Below are 16,910 nucleotides of genomic sequence, written 5' to 3'. Positions count from 1 at the left end.
GATTAATCTCCCTGAGCCTGAGTCTGTAGTTGCGCGTCGAGCTGCTGGCGCAGCCGTTTTTTGTCCACTTTGCCGACCGGAGTCAGCGGCAGGCTGTCCACCTGAATAAAGCGATCCGGCAGCTTGAAGTCCGCCACGCCCTGTTCGCGCAGGTGGCGGCGCAGCACCACCGGTTTCAGCGGCGCGTTGGCGATGATATAGGCGCAGCTCTTCTCCCCCATCAGCGCATCCGGCATCGATACCAGCGCGGCGTTGATCACGTCCGGATGACACAGCAGCAGGTTCTCGATCTCCTCGGCGGCGATCTTCTCCCCGCCGCGGTTGATCTGGTCTTTCTGCCGCCCCTGCACGGTGATGTAGCCGTCTTCGCTGATGCTGATCAGATCGCCGGAGCAGTAGAAACCCTCGGCGTCGAAAGCATCGGCGTTGTGCGCCGGGCTCTGGTAGTAACCGCGGAAGGTGTAAGGCCCGCGCGTCATCAACCGTCCGACCTCGCCCGCCGGCAACGGATTACCGTCGTCATCCGCCACCCACACTTCGTCGTCCGGCGACATCGGCCGCCCTTGCGTCGCCAGGATGTGGCGTTCGTCATCGTCCAGCCGGGTGTAGTTCACCAGCCCTTCCGCCATGCCGAACACCTGCTGCAGTTGGCAACCGATTTCGTTCTGAATGCGCGCCGCCAGCGTCTCGCCCAGCTTGGCGCCGCCCACCTGCAGCAGTTTCAGGCTGGCGAGCTGGGCATTGCCGCCCCACTCTTCGATCGCCTGCAGCCACAGCGTGACCGCCGGCGGCACCAGCGCCGTCACGTTGATTTGGTGCTGTTCGATCAGGCGGAAGCATTGCCCGGCGTCCGGATCGGCGGCGAACACCACCAGCCCGGCGCCATAAAACACGCCCAGCACGCCCGGCGAACTCATCGGGTAGTTGTGCGCCACCGGCAGCGCGCACAGATAGCGGGTCTGCGCGTCGAAGCGGCAGATCTCCACGCTGCGGCGAATGCTGTAGTAGTAATCATTGTGGGTGCGCGGGATCAGCTTCGGCGTACCGGTGCTGCCGCCGGAAAGCTGGAAGAACGCCACCTGATCAGCCGCGGAAGGCTGCGCGACGAAACCGTCGCTCGCTTCGTCCAGCCAGGCGGCCAGCGCCAGCTCGCCCTCGGCCTGGCTGCGCAGCGCCACGACGCGCAGCGAAGGATGCGCATCGCGGAAGGCGTTCAGGAATTGATCGTCGGCAAACAGCGCGTGCTGGCGATCGGCGATCAGCAGCGCCGGTTTGATCTGCTCGGCATAGGCGTTCAGCTCACTGCGCTGATGGCTGAACAGCGCGTTGACCGGCGCCACACCAATTTTCAGCAGCGCGAAGAACACGATATAGAACTCCGCCACGTTGCCCAGCTGCACCAGCGCGGTGTCGCCGGATTTCACGCCGCGGCGCAGCAAAGCAGCCGCCAGACGATCGGAACGCTGCTGCAGCTCGCGGTAGGTCAGGCTGCCCTGGGCGTCGATAATCGCCGGGGCGTCGTTGTTGGCCTGGCGGTCGAGGATCTCGGTCAGCGGCTTGTCAGTCCAGTAGCCGCGCTCGCGATAGCGGCTGGCGAACTCCGCCGGCCAGGGGGTAAAGGCAATGCTCATCTTGTCGTTATCCTTGATTTATACCAAAGGCACGCAGAATGGTGCTGAGTTTGGTGCCTGTTTCATGCCATTCAGATTCGGGTGAAGAGTCTTCCACGATGCCGGCGCCGGCGAACAGCCGCACCCGGTTGCCGTCAACGGTGCCACAGCGGATGGTGACCACCCACTCGCCGTTGCCTTCGTCGTCGCACCAGCCGACGATGCCGCCGAACAGGCCGCGATCGAACGGCTCCAGCTTGCCGATCAGGGCGTGCGCCTCGGCCGTCGGCATGCCGCACAGCGCCGGCGTCGGGTGCAGCAGGCAGGCCAGCGACAGGGCGTTTTCGTCTGGAGACGCCGCCTCGCCGTCGATCGGCGTGGAGAGATGCCACAGCGTGGTGGTGGTCAGCAATTCAGGGGTGTGCGGCACGTTCAGGTAGCGGCAGCGGCCGGCCAGCACGTCACGCATGCTTTCGGTGACGATGCGATGCTCGTGGCGATCTTTCGCCGAGGCCATCAGCCGCTCTCCCACTTCGCGATCGCGCTGCGGGTCGGCCTCGCGCCGGGCGGAACCGGCCAGCGGGTTAGAATAGAAACGGCCGCCGTCCTGGCGCAGCAGCAGCTCCGGGCTGGCGCCCAACAGCGCGCCCTGCTCCAGCGGCACATGGAAATGGAAACCATGCGGGTTCTGGGCAATCACGCGCGCCATCAGCGCATGGCGATCCACCGGCTGACGCGTTTCGATCTCCAGCAGGCGCGACAAGACCACTTTGTCCAACTCACCGGCCTTCATCGCGTCGACGGCGTCGCTGACCATGTTCATGAACGGCTGCTGTGGCGGCAGCTCCGTTATGCCGACCAGCTCCGGCCCATCCGCCGCCGGCCTAACGCCGGCCATAAAGGCGGCGCGATCGAACCAGCGGCTCTGCTGCGGAATAAACAGCGCCGAAGGCTGCCGGGTATCGAACGGGATGGCGCCGCACAGCAGCGGCTTTTTGATGCCGGCCTGTCGGGCCTCGGCAAACGCCTGCCGCACGCTGCGCTGGAACTCGCCGTTCAGATCGGCGCCGTCTGCGGCCGGCAGGCGAATGCGGCTGAAACAACCGGTGGTGGTCAAGCTGCGGAAAGGAGAAGTAAAGAAGAAGCCCGACGCGGGAGAAAAATCAGCGGCAAACCGCTGCTCTTCGCACTCCTGCACTTCCTTTCGATTGATGTCGTTCACGGCAGTATCCATCGCTTCGCCCTCAAGAATTTGAAGTGATAACCAATATAATAATGATTATCATTTGAGTTAATTCCGCGCTAAATTACTCGCCGATATTTGCTATGTCAATAAACGTAAACACTTCTTTCATTTCGAAATCATGACATAAACGCTGTGGGTTTTACGCATGCCGATGATAAGCATTGCTATTTGATCCCACAGCGTTGTTTTAACGCGTTCGACTACTTTTCTGTGGCGGGCTGCGGCTCTGGTTTGTGCAGCGTAACCTGGCGCAAACCGGTCATGGCGAACAGCAACAGGATGCCGAGCAGCGCCGCGCCGAAGCCGAAACCGCTGGCGCTCATCGCCGGCAGCATAAAGGCGCCCATCGCCCCCAGCAGCAACGCGCCCAGCGCATCGCCAACCACGTTCTGCGCCGTCCACAGGCCATTGATGCGGCCGAGGAAGTTGTCCGGCGTCAGGCTCTGGATCAGACCGTATTGCAGCAGCGAGTTCAGCGCGCTCAGGTAGCCGAACGCCACCAGGCACAGTAACGCCAGGCTGTACCACGGCATCAGGCCGAACAGGCCGATGGCGGCGAACGCCGCGATCGCCGTCAGCAGCATCACCCAGCCGGGGCGCGCCACATGCGCCACGCGCCCGCTGGTGAACGCGCCGATGGCGGCGCCGAGCGGCACGGCGGCGTACATATAACCGAGGTGGGCAGCGTCGATGTGCCAACCTTCCGCCATCGCCGGGTACAGCACGCGCACCGCGCTGGCCATGGTCAGCAGCGCGCCGATCAGCGCCACCATGCCGATCACCTTGTTCTGGAACAGGAAGGCGAAACCGCCCGCCAGCGCGCGCAGCGGGTGTTCACGCGGCTGCGGCGGCGGCATCAGCTGCGGCAGACTCAGCAGCGGCAGCAGCGTCAGCAGGGTGCCGAACGCCGCCAGACCGTAGTTCCAGGCGATGCCCATATGGGCGATCACCAGGCCGCCGATCGCCGGAGAAAGAATCGAGCCGAAGCGCACCGTCAGCATGCTGATGGCGCCCGCCTGCACGATGTTTTCGCGGCCCACCAGCGCCGGCGTGGCCGCCAGCAACGCCGTCACCCCTACCGCGCCGAAGAAGCCGTCCCACACCGCCAGCAGATAAATGGCCGCCAGCGAAGGCGACGGCAGCAGGGCGTTGAGACACAGGCCGACAAAACCGACGCCGCAGGTAGAGCGCGCAAACAGAATCAGCCGGCGTCGCTCATAGCGATCGGCCAATACGCCCCCCATCAGCAGCCCGGCGAACATGCCGCCGCCGGCCAGCGTCACCGCCAGCCCGACCTGCAGGGTGGAACCGGTCAGCGCCTGGATCTGCACCGGGATGGCGATCGCCATCAGCCCCAGCGCCACAATGGAGATAAAGCGCGCGCAGAACACCGCGCGGAAAGCCCGGTTGGTTTTCAGCAGGCTGAAATCAAGCAGGATGGAGGGTTTGCTACTCATCGGTTGTTCACCACATCTTTAAACGGGGATTCTGCAGTTGCGGAGCGCTATGCTAGCACAGATGACGAAATCAATAATGATAATAAAACTCATTGATATTCAATTGTGAGCGACCGCAAGAAACGCCGCCAAACGCGGGATAATCCCCGTGCCTGGCGGCGGGATGAGGGCGTCATTACAGCGTGCGCAAGATCCGGTTCAGCAGCGGCCCCAGCACTTTAAACGACGCCGGCGAAACGATATCGACATGCGCGCAGTCCAGCTCGTGCGCCTGCAGCGCATCGACGTACTGCGACCAGGTTTGCTGCACGTCCATCCCTGCCTGCAGCGTGCGTTTGGCGACGAACAGCGTCGCCTGGCCGTGGAAACGGGCGGTCCGCGTGTGCGACAACAACCGCACCGAATCGGCGTAGTTGGCTTCGATGTTGTCGAACATCGCGGTGCGCGTCTCACCCAGCGCCGGATCGAGCGTGTCCTGCGACACCGCCAGGAACTGCTCGCGCTCGCGCTGCACTTCCTTCAACACGTTGTCGTCCAGCATCACGTCCCAGTTTTGGGTCTCCGGCGGATAGGTATCCAGCAGGCCGAGGAACGCCACCGGCTCGCCGCGCGCCTGCAGCCGGGCGGCGATGCCCTGCGCCAGCGTGCCGCCGAGCGAATAACCGATGAAGTGGTACGGCCCGTGCGGCTGCACCTGCAGCACCGTCTGCAGGTGCGCCTCCACCACCTGATCCATGTCTTCGCTCAGCGCCAGCGGGCCGTCCGGCCGCGGCGACTGGATGCCGACCAGCGACCAGTGCTGGTCGAGATAGCGCGGCAATACGCTGAACTGCCAGGAGAAACCAGACGCCGGATGCAGACAGAACAGCGTCGGCCCCTCGGTGACGCGCAGCGGCAATACGCTGTCGAAGCCGCTGCGATCGGCCTCTTCCTGCGTGCGATCCTCCGCCAGCAAGGCGGCCAGTTGCTCAACGCGCGACGCCACCATCACCTGGCCGACGGACACCGCCTTGCCCAGATCGCGGCGCAGCTCCGCCGCCAGGCGCATCGCCAGCAGCGAATGGCCGCCGAGCGCGAAGAAATCGTCGTCGGCGAACACCTGCTCGCGCTGCAGCAAACGGGCGAATACCGCCGCGATCTCGCTTTCCAACCCGGCCTGCGGCGGCCGCCCCGCCTTGCGCTCACCGCCCTGCGGCTGCGGCAAAGCCTTGCGATCCAGCTTGCCGTTGGCGCTCAGCGGCAAATCGTGCATTTCCACCAACGCCACCGGCACCATGTGCGGCGGCAGGCGGTCGGCCAGCGCCGCACGCAAAACCTCCGCATCCCAGCTCACACCGGGTTGCATCACCAGATAGCCCACCAGTTGGCGCGCATCGCCGCCGGCGTCCACCGGCGTGCCCTGCAACACCAGCGCATGCGTCACCGCCTGGCGCACGCCCGGCAGCGACAGCAAGGCGTGATCGATTTCACTCAGCTCGATACGCTGCCCGCGGATCTTCAGCTGATCGTCGCTGCGGCCCAAATATTCCACCGCGCCGTCCGGCAGCCAGCGCGCCACGTCGCCGGTGCGGTACATCCGTCCGCCCTCGCCGAACGGGTCGGCGACAAAGCGGCTGGCGGTCAGATCCGGCCGGCCAAGGTAGCCGTGCGCCAGCTGCACGCCGGTCAGATACAGATCGCCCGCCACGCCCGGCGGCACCGGCCGCAGGCGCGCGTCAAGAATGCGCAGCCCGGTGTTCCATACCGGCAGGCCGATCGGCACGTTGGCGCCGGTCACCTTCGCCAGCGCGTCGCCGTAGGCCGGATGCCAGGTCACGTCCACCGCCGCCTCGGTCGGGCCGTAGAGGTTGTGCAACGGCACCGCCGTGCGGCTTTGCCACAGGCGGCACAGCTCCGCCGGCAGCGCTTCACCGCTGCAGAACACCTGGCGCAGCGCGACGCAGTTCGCCACCGCCGCGTCATCGTCCAGGGCGGCGACGAAGGCCGCCAACATCGACGGCACGAAGTGCAGCGTGGTAATGCGGTGTTGCGCGATCAGCTGTTGCAGCTGCTGCGGATCGCGGTGCGCCTCAGGCGGCGCCATCACCAGCCGGGCGCCGACCATCAGCGGCCAGAAGAATTCCCACACCGAGACGTCGAAACTGCATGGCGTTTTCTGCAGCACCGCGTCGTCCGCCCCCAGCGGATACTGGTGCTGCATCCACAGCAAGCGGTTGACGATCGCCTGATGGCCGACCAGCACGCCTTTCGGGCGCCCAGTGGAACCGGAGGTAAAGATGATATAGGCCGCATGATCCGGCGTCGGGCCCGCGATCGCCACCCCGGCGGCATGATCGGCCGCCAGCGGCGCGTCATACAGCAAGATTTCGCCCTTGTCGGCGAAGCGCGCCTGCTGCGCCGGGTTGGTGATGACCAGCCGGGGCGCGGCGTCTTCCAGCATCATCGCCAGCCGCTCGTCCGGATAACCGGTGTCCAGCGGCAGGTAGGCGGCGCCCACTTCCACGATCGCCATCAACGCCAGCGACAGGAACACCGAGCGCGGCAGCGCCACCGCCACGATGTCGCCCGGCCGTACGCCCTGCACAACCAGCTGGCGCGCCAGCGCCGTGACCTGTTCGCGCGTTTCGCGGTAGGTGAAGCTGAAATGCGCATCCGCCAGCGCCGGCGCGTTCGGCGTGCTTTGCGCCTGCTGCGCCAGCAGTTGGCTCAGCGTGGTCGCCGGCACCGGATGCGCCGTGTCGTTGACCCGCGCCAGCAGCGCGCGATCGTCGGCGGTCAGCATGTCGGCTTCGCCGATCGGCAACGTTGCCTGCGCGGCGAACTGCGCCAGCAGCAGCGGCAACCGCTGCAGATGCGCCAGCAGTTCCTGACGGCTGTAACGCTCGGCGTTGGCCAGCAGCTCCACCTTCAGCTGATGGTGTTCGTCGATAAACAGCGCAATCTCCAGATCGCGCACCGGCCCGGAGGCCAGATCGTGGGTAATGCCTTCGATACCGGCGAAGTCCAGCTGGTAATCGAACATTTTGAAGTTGAAGACCGTGCCGTACAGCGGTTCGCCGTCGCCGACACGCCCCAGATCGCGCTGCACCTGTTCGGCATCGTAGCGCTGATGGCGGCGCACCGTTTTCAGCTCGCGGCTGATGCGGGCGGCGGCCTCATACAGCGTAGCCTGCGGCTCGAGGTGCATCTCCATCGGCAGCACGTTGATCACCGGGCCGGCGGCGCACAGGGCGGCCGATCCGGTACGGCGCATGAAGATAAAACCGGCGCTGAAGCTCGGTTGGCCGCTCAGACGCGACACCCATAGCGCCACCAGCGCCACCGCCATATCGGCGGCGTTCAGCTTCTGCTGCGCGCCGCACTGCACCAGTTCGGCGAAGGCCTGCGGATCGCAGCGCTGTTCCAGCCGGTGGATGCGCGGCGTGGGCGTTTGCCCGGCCAGCGGCTGCGGGCAGAGCGTGGCCGGTGGCGGCAACTGCCGTGCTTTTTCACGCCAGAAATCGGCGTCGCGTTGCCAGGCCGGGGCCTCCCGGTAAGCCTGGTATTCCGCCACCACGTCGCTGAACGCCGTGAAAGGCGTCGGTTCCAACGCGTCGCCGCGGCAAAGATGGGTGTAAATCGCCGCCACGCGGCGCGCGATGGCGGTGAAGCTGAAACCGTCCACCAGCAGATGATGATAGCGCTGATACCAGAACCAGCGGTCATCCGCCAGGCGCATCACCACATGGCGATACAGCGGCGCGCCGCTGCCGGCGCGCAGATCGCTCGCCAGATCGATGTCCATCAGCGCGCGCGCGGCGGCTTCAGGGTCCGGCGACGTCGTCAGATCGACAAGTTCCGGCTCGTGCACCGCCAGCGTGTCATCCAGCCATTGCACCGGCACGCCGTCGCGTTCCGCAAAACGCAGGCGCAGCATGTCCACCTCGCCCAGGCCCTGGATGATGGCCTGCAGCAGAGGCTCCACGGCGACAGGGCCGTTGAGTTCGATGGCGTGAGCCACCGCGTAGGCATTGCGATGCGGGGAGATTTGATCGGCGACCCAGATGCCGGGTTGTGCCGCGACCAGCGGCCATTCGCCCGCAAGCGCCGGGCCGCTGAGAGAGTTAGGGGTGTGTGACACTGCTTATTGCTCCCGTGATTACCTGGCGCCGGTCACGCCTCGCGTGCTGCGACCGGCAGAATATCTTGCCAATGCTGTTCCAGCCATTCGGCGCACTCGAGGCGCGCCGCCGGGCCAAAGACGATCGTCCACTCGGACGGAATGGCGCGGAAATCCGGCCACAAACTGTATTGTTGTTGTACGTTGCGCAGCACCAGGCTGCGCTGCTGTTGATCATCGAACGGATTCAGGCTTTCCATCATGTGTTCCTCGTGCCGTCGCCGATGCCGGGTAAGCGGTGGCGAAAGCGGAAGCCCATACCGCCTGCAGCCCATCGGTCAGGCCGCTGCGCCAGCACAGCGCATCGTGCCCGCCTTCCACCACCCGGTAGTGCACCCGATGGCCGGCGTCGCTCAGGCGCGCCGCCATTTCGCCACTGACCCGATGCACCAGTTTTTCCTGCGAACCGGCTTCCATAAAGACCTTCAGCGCGCCGTGGTTGCCCAGGCCGTGGCGTTCGACCTGTTGCATCAGCCAGCAGGCGTCGTCGGGAATCCTTGGCAGCTGCAGCATGTCGCGCCGCGGCCACCAGTAGGAACCGGACTGGGTGATCACCGCGCCGAAGCGCTGCGGCCAGCGCAGCCCGGCATACAGGGAGGCCAGGCCGCCAAAGCTTTGCCCCGCCACCACCGTATCGGCCGGCTTGTCGCTGTGCGGCGCCCAGTCGGCCAGCTGCGGCATCAGTTCTTCCTGCACCGCCAGCCAGAAATCGTCCTTGCAGGTTAATTCTCGCGCCCGGTGCGGCAGATCGATGATGTCGATCAGCACATACACCGCTTCCGGCAACGCCCCCTCGCGGGTCAGCTGCATCAGCGGCGCCCAAACCGGCATCTGCTTCGCCCAGAACTGACCGTCGAGCAAGATCGCGAGCGGGCGCTCGGCCGGCTTGCTGTCGCCGGTGGTGTAGATCCAGACATCGCGGCTGTTGCCCAGGCGCTCGCTCTGCCAGGTATGACGCTGCAAACGCGCCGGCAGCGGCGGCGTGCAGCGCCCGCTGGCGATCTCATATTCGTCGAACGAACGCCATACCGGCTGCGGCGGCGCATCCGGCATGTGCAGCCCGGAGACGCTGTGGCCGCTGGCGCTTTGCCAGGAACGATACGGGTTGAGCAGATCGGGTGTAGCGCTGGCGAACACCTGGTGCCACCAGTGACGCAGGTTGTGCATGTTGGCGTGCGCATCGTCGCCGCTGAACGCCGGCGGCCGCTCGTCAAAGCAGGGGATAAAGCAGTAGCTTCCGCGCCAGGCGCCGCTCAGTTCGGTCTGCCAATACCACACGTCGGTGCCGGCCAAACGCTGCAGGCTTTGCGGCGGATTCGGCTGATGGTGGTCGGTCAGGCAGTTAATGTTGATCCACACGCGACGGTAGGCGGAGGTCAATTCGCATCCCTGGGGATCGCGCCAGAAAAAGGTGGTGCGCCAGCGGCCGTTACCCGCCGGTTCTACCCATGGCGTACCGCGTCGTGCCACCGTCAACCACCACCCTGGACTGCCCGCATTGCTGCTGGCCAATAATCTGCTGCTTTCTGACTGTAGTTCTGTATTCACAACGCCTACCCATTTTGTAGTTGGCGGCACCGGGAACGTCGACTTTTCCCTATCGCCGGCCACCGCCCGAACGCACTGTACGCCAAATACTATTGATAATAATTTGCATTTGCAATAGTGTGTAAGGCTTGGAGATCGTGCTGGTATTGCGCGCAACGGACAGGGATCGGGGATACATCAATGGCATCCCTTGCCGCAGCCGATTTTCTATTTCCGACTACACAAAAACTACAACCGCCCTTCCCCCCATTCGGCGAGGGATGGCAGCAAGGTAGGACACTCAGATGAAAAGCAAGCTATCACGTTATTCTTTAGCCACTCTTATCGGCTTGGGATTGGGCGCGTCCGCGTTCGCCAACGCCGCGCAGCAAACCGACACCACCACCACGGAAGAGAACAGCGGCGCCACGGATAAAAAGCCGCGCGGCGAAGACACCATCGTCGTGACCGCCGCCCGGCAGAACCTGCAGGCGCCAGGGGTGTCCACCATCACCGCCGACGAGATCAAAAAACGCCCGCCGGCGCGCGACATCAGCGAACTGATCCGCACCATGCCCGGGGTTAACCTGACCGGCAACTCCACCAGCGGCCAGCGCGGCAACAACCGCCAGATCGATATCCGCGGCATGGGCCCGGAAAACACCCTGATTCTGATCGACGGCAAACCGGCCTCCAGCCGCAACTCGGTGCGTCAGGGCTGGCGCGGCGAACGCGACTCACGCGGCGATACCGCCTGGGTGCCGCCGGAAATGATCGAACGCATCGAAGTGCTGCGCGGCCCGGCCGCGGCGCGCTACGGCAACGGCGCCGCGGGCGGCGTAGTCAACATCATCACCAAGAAGGCCGGCGATGCGCTGCACGGCTCGCTGAACGGCTACTTCAACGTGCCGCAGCACAAGCAGGAGGGCGCCACCAAGCGCACCGATTTCAGCCTGTCCGGCCCGCTGAGCGATTCCCTGAGCTTCCGCCTGTTCGGCGGCTACAGCAAAACGCAGGCCGACGCCTGGGACATTAACGAATCGCACAAGTCCGAACGCGTCGGCGCCTACGCCAACAGCGTGCCCGCCGGGCGCGAAGGGGTGGTCGATAAAAACATCGACGCCCTGCTGCACTGGGACTTCGCCCATCTGCAGTCGCTGGAATTCGAGTACGCCTACGGCCGCCAGGGCAACCTGTACGCCGGCGATACCCAGAACACCAACACCAACGCCCTGGTGCAGAGCAACTACGGCAAAGAGACCAACCGCATCTACCGTGAAACCTTCGGCCTGACCCACCGCGGCGCCTGGGACAACGGGGTGAGCACCAACAACTACGTGCAGTTCGAACGCACCCGCAACACCCGCCTGAACGAGGGCTTGGCCGGCGGCACCGAAGGCATCTTCGACACCAAAAACACCGGTTTCGGCACCACCAAGCTGGACGACTTCCTGGCGCACAGCGAAGTCAGCGTGCCGTTTGAGCTGGGCGTCGCGCAAACCGCCACGCTGGGCACCGAGTGGACCCAGCAGCGGATGAAAGACGGCACCTCCACCAGCCAAACGCTGATGGGCGGCACCATTCCCGGCATGACTACCGGCACGCGCAGCCCTTACGCTTCCGCACATATCTTCTCGCTGTTCGCCGAAGACAACATTGAGCTGACCGACACCACCATGCTGACGCCGGGTCTGCGCTACGATCTGCATTCGGAATCCGGCAACAACTGGAGCCCGGCGCTGAACCTGTCGCAGGAACTGGGTGATTACTTCACGCTGAAGATGGGCATCGCGCGTTCCTATAAAGCCCCGACGCTGTTCCAAACCAACGGCAACTACCTGCTGTACAGCAAAGGCCAGGGATGTGCCGGCAGCGATACCAAAAACGGCTGCTACCTGCTCGGCAACGACGATCTGAAAGCGGAAACCAGCGTTAACAAAGAGATCGGGCTGGAATTCCATAACGAAGGCTGGCTGGCCGGCGTGACCTACTTCCGCAACGATTACCACAACAAGATTGAGGCGGGTAACTCGCGCATCGCCACCAGCAGCACCGGCACGGCGGTCTATCAGTGGGAAAACGTACCGAAAGCGGTGGTACAAGGGCTGGAAGGCTCGCTGAACGTGCCGGTTAGCGAGACCGTCACCTGGAGCAACAACGCCACCTACATGATCGAGAACAAGAACAAGACCACCGGCGATTACCTGTCGGTGATCCCGAAGTTCACCGTCAACTCGACCCTAAGCTGGCAGGCCACGCAGGATCTGTCGATGCAGTCCACCCTAACCTGGTACGGCCGGCAGAAGCCGAAGAAGTACAACTACCAGGGTAAACCGGCCACCGGCGGCGAAACCCGCGAGGTCAGCCCTTACGCCGTCGTCGGCGCCAGCGCAACCTATGACCTGACCAAAAACGTCAGCCTCACCGCCGGCATCGACAACCTGTTCGACAAACGCCAGTTCCGCGCCGGCAACGCGCAGAACGTGGGCGATCCGAACACCGGCGCGATCAACATCGCCGGCGCGGGCGCGGCCACCTACAACGAACCGGGCCGTACCTACTACATGAGCATCAACACCCACTTCTGATGACATAACCCAACCACAAAGGGGTGCTCAGCACCCCTTTTTTTACCTTTGCAATTCAGTTACCTGGTGTGCAGCTGAATGCGCACCACGCTTTCCGGCTTGCCGGCCTTGGTGGAAGCGCCGTCGTTTTTCACCGTCACGAACAGCGCGTCGCCTTTCGGATCCAGCGCCAGGCTGTTAGGGTGCGGCGGCAGATCTACGGTTTGCAGGCGCTTGAGGGTCTTGGCGTCAAACACCGTCAGCGTCCCGGCGCCGTGATCCACGCGCACGCCTTTGCGGTTGGCGACATACAGCCGCTGGCTACGCTCATCGAGCAGCAGGCCGATCGGCACCTCATCCGTCAGCTCGCTGGCCAGCACTTTTCCGCTGTCCGCATCCAGCGCGAATACCCGGTGGCCGCTGCTGCGCTTCACATAGTCGTGCCCCAGATGATGATTGCGGTAGTCGTCGCGATCGATGCCCTGATCGACGCCCAGCAGGCGATTGCTCGCCGGGTCATACACCAGGTTCAGCAGCTGATCGGCCTGAACTTCGTGCGTGGCGGTGATCGCCAGCGTGTCGGCGTTCAGGGTGATCACCTGCCCCTGCATGTTGGAGACGAACACCCGGCGGCCCTTCTCATCCAGCGTGATGCCCACCGCGTTGTAGCCGAAGCCCGGGATCACTTTCTCCAGCTTGCCGGCCTTGGTATCGACCACATACAGCACGCTGTCGACGCCGAAGCCCAGACCCGGCAGGAACAGACGGCCGCTTTGCGCGTCATACTTGAGCTCGCGGAGGCGGTACAGGTAGTCCTCGGTGATTTTAAACTTCTTCAGCTCCGCCAACAGGAAATCCAGACGCTTGCCGCTGATGCCCGCCTGCTTGTAAGCCTGCTCCAGCACCGCTTTGTCCAGCAACTTGATGCTGCCCAGCGCGTGGTTGGTGGTGGTGTCCACTACCCCGACTTCGCCGTTGAAGGCCTGCGTCAGGTACAGGCGATTGCCCGCGTCGTTCAGCGCCACGCCGAAGCCTTTCACCTGCAGCGGGATCTCCGCCTTGATCGCCAGGGTGTTGGGATCCAGCCGCAGCACGCGGGAGCGCGCCTCTTCCTTCCAGTCCGGCGCGCTGACGAACAGCGCCTGTTGCGAAGTGCTGTAGGCCATCTCCACCACCGTCGACGACAGCGCCTGGCGCTTGATGTCCTGCGGTTTGATGCTGGCATCGTCGGCCTGCGCGGCGCCGGCGACCACCAGAGAGGCCGCCACCAGCAGCGACAGTAACGCGCGCGGGGTTGCTAGGGTTCCAGACATCCTTTTATCTCCTTGAAAATCATGCTTTCGGTTAGAGTGAAACAACGTCATGCCTGCGGCCCGGGCGGCAGCGCCGCCAGAGCGATATCGCCAGCGATGTGCTGCGCAAACTGGGTAAAGACGTGCTGAACGCCGTCGGCGATCAGATTGGCCTGCTCCCGGCTGTAGTGATCCTGGCGGTAGGTCATCATCACCCGCAGGGATTTCGCCCCCGCCAGATCGTCTTCCATCACCTCAAACTGCAGGCCGAGCAACGATTCGGCTTTCTCCGGCTCCACCTGACGGTAGGCGATCGCGCTGCCGTCCTGCAGCCGGAACTCGCCGTTCAGTTTGATGCGGCTGTGGATCTGGATGAACACTTCAAACATGTGGTTCTTGCGGTCGGCGTCCACGCCGAACAGCCCTTCTTCCACCAGATCGATCGGAATATCGGTGTATGGCAGCGAGCCGTTGATGGTGTTTTTCACCTGGCTGACCAAGCCGGCCACCGTCAACCCTTCGTCGAAGCGCACGCGGTGCACCACCACGGTGGTGAAGTAGCCGACGGTATCGAAGAACTCGGCGTCGTTACGGCCGGAGGTCGAAGTGCCCACCAGCAGATCCGCCGGGCCGCCAAGCAGGCGCAGCGCCGAGGTGATCCCGGCATACACCACGTTGAACAGCGAAGCGTTATTGCGGCGAGCGAGCTGATACAGGCCTTCCGCCACAGCGGGATCGACCTCGAACTCCAGCCAGCCGCCGTTGACGTCCGCCGGCGCCGGCACTGCCGGGTGGGTAGAGGGTTCTTGCCGGAAGATCGGCTGGCCGACCGGCGCGCCGCGCAGCGCATCGAGCCAGTAGTCCAGATGTTGCTGCTGCACCCCGGAGGCCCGCTGCTGCCGGGCGAAGGTGTGGAACTGCGGCGGTTGCCCGCTCCACTGCGGCGCCTGGCCGACGACGCGATGGCGGTAGGCGATGCCCAGCTCATCCATCATCAGGTTGAGCGACCATTCATCCAGCACCACATGGTGGAACAGCAGCGACAGCAGCTGCTGGCCGTTGTCCGCATCGCGCAGCAGCGTGACGCGCAGCGGCAGCTCGGCGGCCAGATCGAACCGGTGCTGGCCGGCATCGGCCAACAGGGCGGCGGCGTTGCCCGCCGGCGTCTCGTGGGAGAAGCGGAACCACGAGTAGTCCGCGAGTTCAGCAGCCGGCACCACCACCTGCACCACCTCGCCCTGCTGCTCGACAAAGCGTGAACGCAGCACGGTATGGCGAGTCATGACGTCGATAAACGCCTGATGCAGCGCCGTTTCATCCACCGCATCGAAGAAGCGCAGAGAGAACGGCAGGTTGAAAATCTCGTCATGGCCGAAGGCTTCATACACCTTCCACAGCGATTCCTGCGCCAGCGACAGCGGCGCCTGCGCGCGATCATGATCGACAGCGGCGGCCACCGGGGCATTCGGCTGCGCGACGTTCAGGCGTTTGGCGTAGCCCGCCAACCCGCGCGCCGTCGGATGGCTGAACAGATCGTTAATGTTGATTTCGATCTGATGCAGGCTCAGCAAGCGGCCGATCACCCGGGTGGCGACCAGCGAATGGCCGCCGCGATCGAAGAAGTCTTCATCCAGGGTCATTTCCGGCGCCACCAGCGCCTCACGGAACTCCTGCAAAATCAGCGGCGCAACGCTTTCGTCCGCCTCGCCGTTCGTCGCCGGCGCGGCCATCGCCGGGGAAGCGGCCTCAGCCGCCGGCAAGGCGACGGCAATCCGCTGCCCGGCCAGGAACGCGCTGAACTGCTCCAGCAGGAAAGGCGCCACATGGGGAGACAGGCGCGGATCGGTGACCAGCTCGAGCGTCAGCGCTTCCGCCTCTGGCAAGCCCAACAGCAGCGCCAGTTCAAACGGCGTATGCAGCGGCGGCAGCAACATGCGCTCGGCGTGAACGCCTTCCAGCCGCCACTCTGCGGCCAGATCGTCGCGCCAGGCCACCAGCAGCTGCGCCCGTTGCGGGTCCGGCTGTTCAGCCACGGCCTGCACCAGCAGCCGCTGCCCGACGTCGCTCTCGCCATGCTGCACGGTCAGGCGCATCAGCGGCGGCGCCGTCAGGCCAAGCTCCAGGCCGACGAACTCCGCCGTTTCCGCGGCCGGCACGCACAGCTGCACCGCTTGGCCGCCGGCCTGCGCGGCGACGAACTCGGCAAACCGCGCCGCCACCGCCGCCAGCAAGGCCCGCGGCGTGTCGTTGGCGGGCAACAGCGAGCGATCAATGCGCGTGACCACGCGCGCGCCCACCGGCGGCAAGGCTTCAGTGCGCGGCGCCGGGCTGCGGTAATCCTGCAGCGAGACCGCCTGGCGCGCCCAGGGCAGTTGCGGCTCCGGGGTTTCCGCCAGCTCGACCGGCTCCGCCGCGAAAGGCAGAGGCATCACATCCCCGTTGTAACGGGCGGACAGCATCGCCGGCAGATGGCGCCAAGGCAGCGTTTCCGCCAGGATGTCATGCAAGACCACGCCCAAAATCACGTCATCACCCGGCGTGAGCAACAGCAAGCCGCGCAGCGGCGCTTCGCTTTCCAGTTCAAACGGTGCCGCCTGCGCCTGCAGCAGGCAGCCAATGGCGTGCTGTTCGTCCGCCACCTGACGCAGGCTCACCGGCAACGGCGCCGAACCGGCGGCGCGTTTAATCAGCCCGTTTTCGTCATCAAAAACGTAGCGCACGTCCACGCCCGGCGTCTCCCGCACCAGCGCCTGCAGCGCCGCCGCCAGCCGGGCGATATCCACTTCCCCCGTCAGACGCCAGGCCAGCGCCCGCTGCCCGCGTGCGTCACCCTGCTGCAGATGGGCGAACCATGCCCGCTCTTCGGCTTCGCTTACCGACCGCTCGCCGTTGGCCGACGCCGCGCCCAGCGCCTGAAACGCGCTCTCCAGCCGCTGGGCCTCTTCATCGCTCAGAATGCTGTCAAAATCACCGATCACTGCGTTATCTCCTTTGCCCGGCCGTGCCGGGATAGCGCACAAAACGGGGGACATGCGTCCCCCGTCACCGCGAT

General features: G+C 64.8%; 9 protein-coding genes. 1 reads left to right on the top strand and 8 read right to left on the bottom strand.

What is annotated here, in order from left to right; genetic code table 11:
- Window positions 1–2: 2 nt before the first annotated feature.
- The 6 genes from ACJ8OK_RS09810 to fes form a co-directional block, all read right to left on the bottom strand.
- Window positions 3–1,631 (bottom strand): (2,3-dihydroxybenzoyl)adenylate synthase, encoded by a 1,629-nt coding sequence (locus ACJ8OK_RS09810; RefSeq protein WP_442530563.1) that lies wholly within the window; start codon window positions 1,629–1,631, stop codon window positions 3–5.
- Window positions 1,632–1,638: 7 nt separating this feature from the next.
- Window positions 1,639–2,844 carry an isochorismate synthase gene (locus ACJ8OK_RS09805; protein WP_442530562.1) on the bottom strand — a complete coding sequence of 402 codons (1,206 nt, stop codon included), beginning with the start codon at window positions 2,842–2,844 and terminating at the stop codon, window positions 1,639–1,641.
- Window positions 2,845–3,056: 212 nt separating this feature from the next.
- Window positions 3,057–4,313, bottom strand: coding sequence for an enterobactin transporter EntS (gene entS / locus ACJ8OK_RS09800; protein WP_049186372.1), 1,257 nt, complete (start codon window positions 4,311–4,313; stop codon window positions 3,057–3,059).
- Between the two features lie 175 nt (window positions 4,314–4,488).
- Complete coding sequence (locus tag ACJ8OK_RS09795; RefSeq protein ID WP_442530561.1) at window positions 4,489–8,433, bottom strand: enterobactin synthase subunit F; 3,945 nt, start codon at window positions 8,431–8,433, stop codon at window positions 4,489–4,491.
- A 32-nt stretch (window positions 8,434–8,465) separates the two neighbouring features.
- Window positions 8,466–8,672 carry an MbtH family protein gene (locus ACJ8OK_RS09790; protein ID WP_004930023.1) on the bottom strand — a complete coding sequence of 69 codons (207 nt, stop codon included), beginning with the start codon at window positions 8,670–8,672 and terminating at the stop codon, window positions 8,466–8,468.
- Complete coding sequence (gene fes / locus ACJ8OK_RS09785; RefSeq protein WP_174262901.1) at window positions 8,647–10,020, bottom strand: enterochelin esterase; 1,374 nt, start codon at window positions 10,018–10,020, stop codon at window positions 8,647–8,649. The genes ACJ8OK_RS09790 and fes overlap by 26 nt, the downstream gene beginning before the upstream one ends.
- Before the next feature lie 284 nt (window positions 10,021–10,304).
- Between fes and ACJ8OK_RS09780 the strand changes: the two genes are divergently transcribed.
- A complete protein-coding gene (locus ACJ8OK_RS09780) occupies window positions 10,305–12,587 on the top strand; it encodes a TonB-dependent siderophore receptor (RefSeq protein WP_033631550.1) in 2,283 nt (760 codons plus the stop codon).
- Between the two features lie 59 nt (window positions 12,588–12,646).
- Here the strand turns inward: ACJ8OK_RS09780 and ACJ8OK_RS09775 are convergent, their stop codons facing one another.
- A complete protein-coding gene (locus ACJ8OK_RS09775) occupies window positions 12,647–13,879 on the bottom strand; it encodes a YncE family protein (RefSeq protein WP_442530560.1) in 1,233 nt (410 codons plus the stop codon).
- Window positions 13,880–13,926: 47 nt separating this feature from the next.
- Window positions 13,927–16,836: a condensation domain-containing protein gene (locus ACJ8OK_RS09770; protein WP_442530559.1), complete on the bottom strand. Its 2,910-nt coding sequence runs from the start codon at window positions 16,834–16,836 to the stop codon at window positions 13,927–13,929.
- Window positions 16,837–16,910 lie beyond the last annotated feature (74 nt).

The sequence above is a fragment of the Serratia sp. CY71090 genome, assembly GCF_052166845.1.
Lineage (GTDB): Bacteria > Pseudomonadota > Gammaproteobacteria > Enterobacterales > Enterobacteriaceae > Serratia > Serratia nematodiphila.
Note: the sequence above shows the minus strand (reverse complement) of the source record. Positions and strands in the feature narration are given on the sequence as shown.

What these genes read in the sequence shown, in the direction of transcription:
- ACJ8OK_RS09810 (WP_442530563.1), bottom strand. Translation starts at nt 1,631, where the DNA reads ATGAGCATTGCCTTTACCCCCTGGCCGGCGGAGTTCGCCAGCCGCTAT.
- ACJ8OK_RS09805 (WP_442530562.1), bottom strand. Translation starts at nt 2,844, where the DNA reads ATGGATACTGCCGTGAACGACATCAATCGAAAGGAAGTGCAGGAGTGC.
- entS (WP_049186372.1), bottom strand. Translation starts at nt 4,313, where the DNA reads ATGAGTAGCAAACCCTCCATCCTGCTTGATTTCAGCCTGCTGAAAACC.
- ACJ8OK_RS09790 (WP_004930023.1), bottom strand. Translation starts at nt 8,672, where the DNA reads ATGGAAAGCCTGAATCCGTTCGATGATCAACAGCAGCGCAGCCTGGTG.
- ACJ8OK_RS09780 (WP_033631550.1), top strand. Translation starts at nt 10,305, where the DNA reads ATGAAAAGCAAGCTATCACGTTATTCTTTAGCCACTCTTATCGGCTTG.
- ACJ8OK_RS09775 (WP_442530560.1), bottom strand. Translation starts at nt 13,879, where the DNA reads ATGTCTGGAACCCTAGCAACCCCGCGCGCGTTACTGTCGCTGCTGGTG.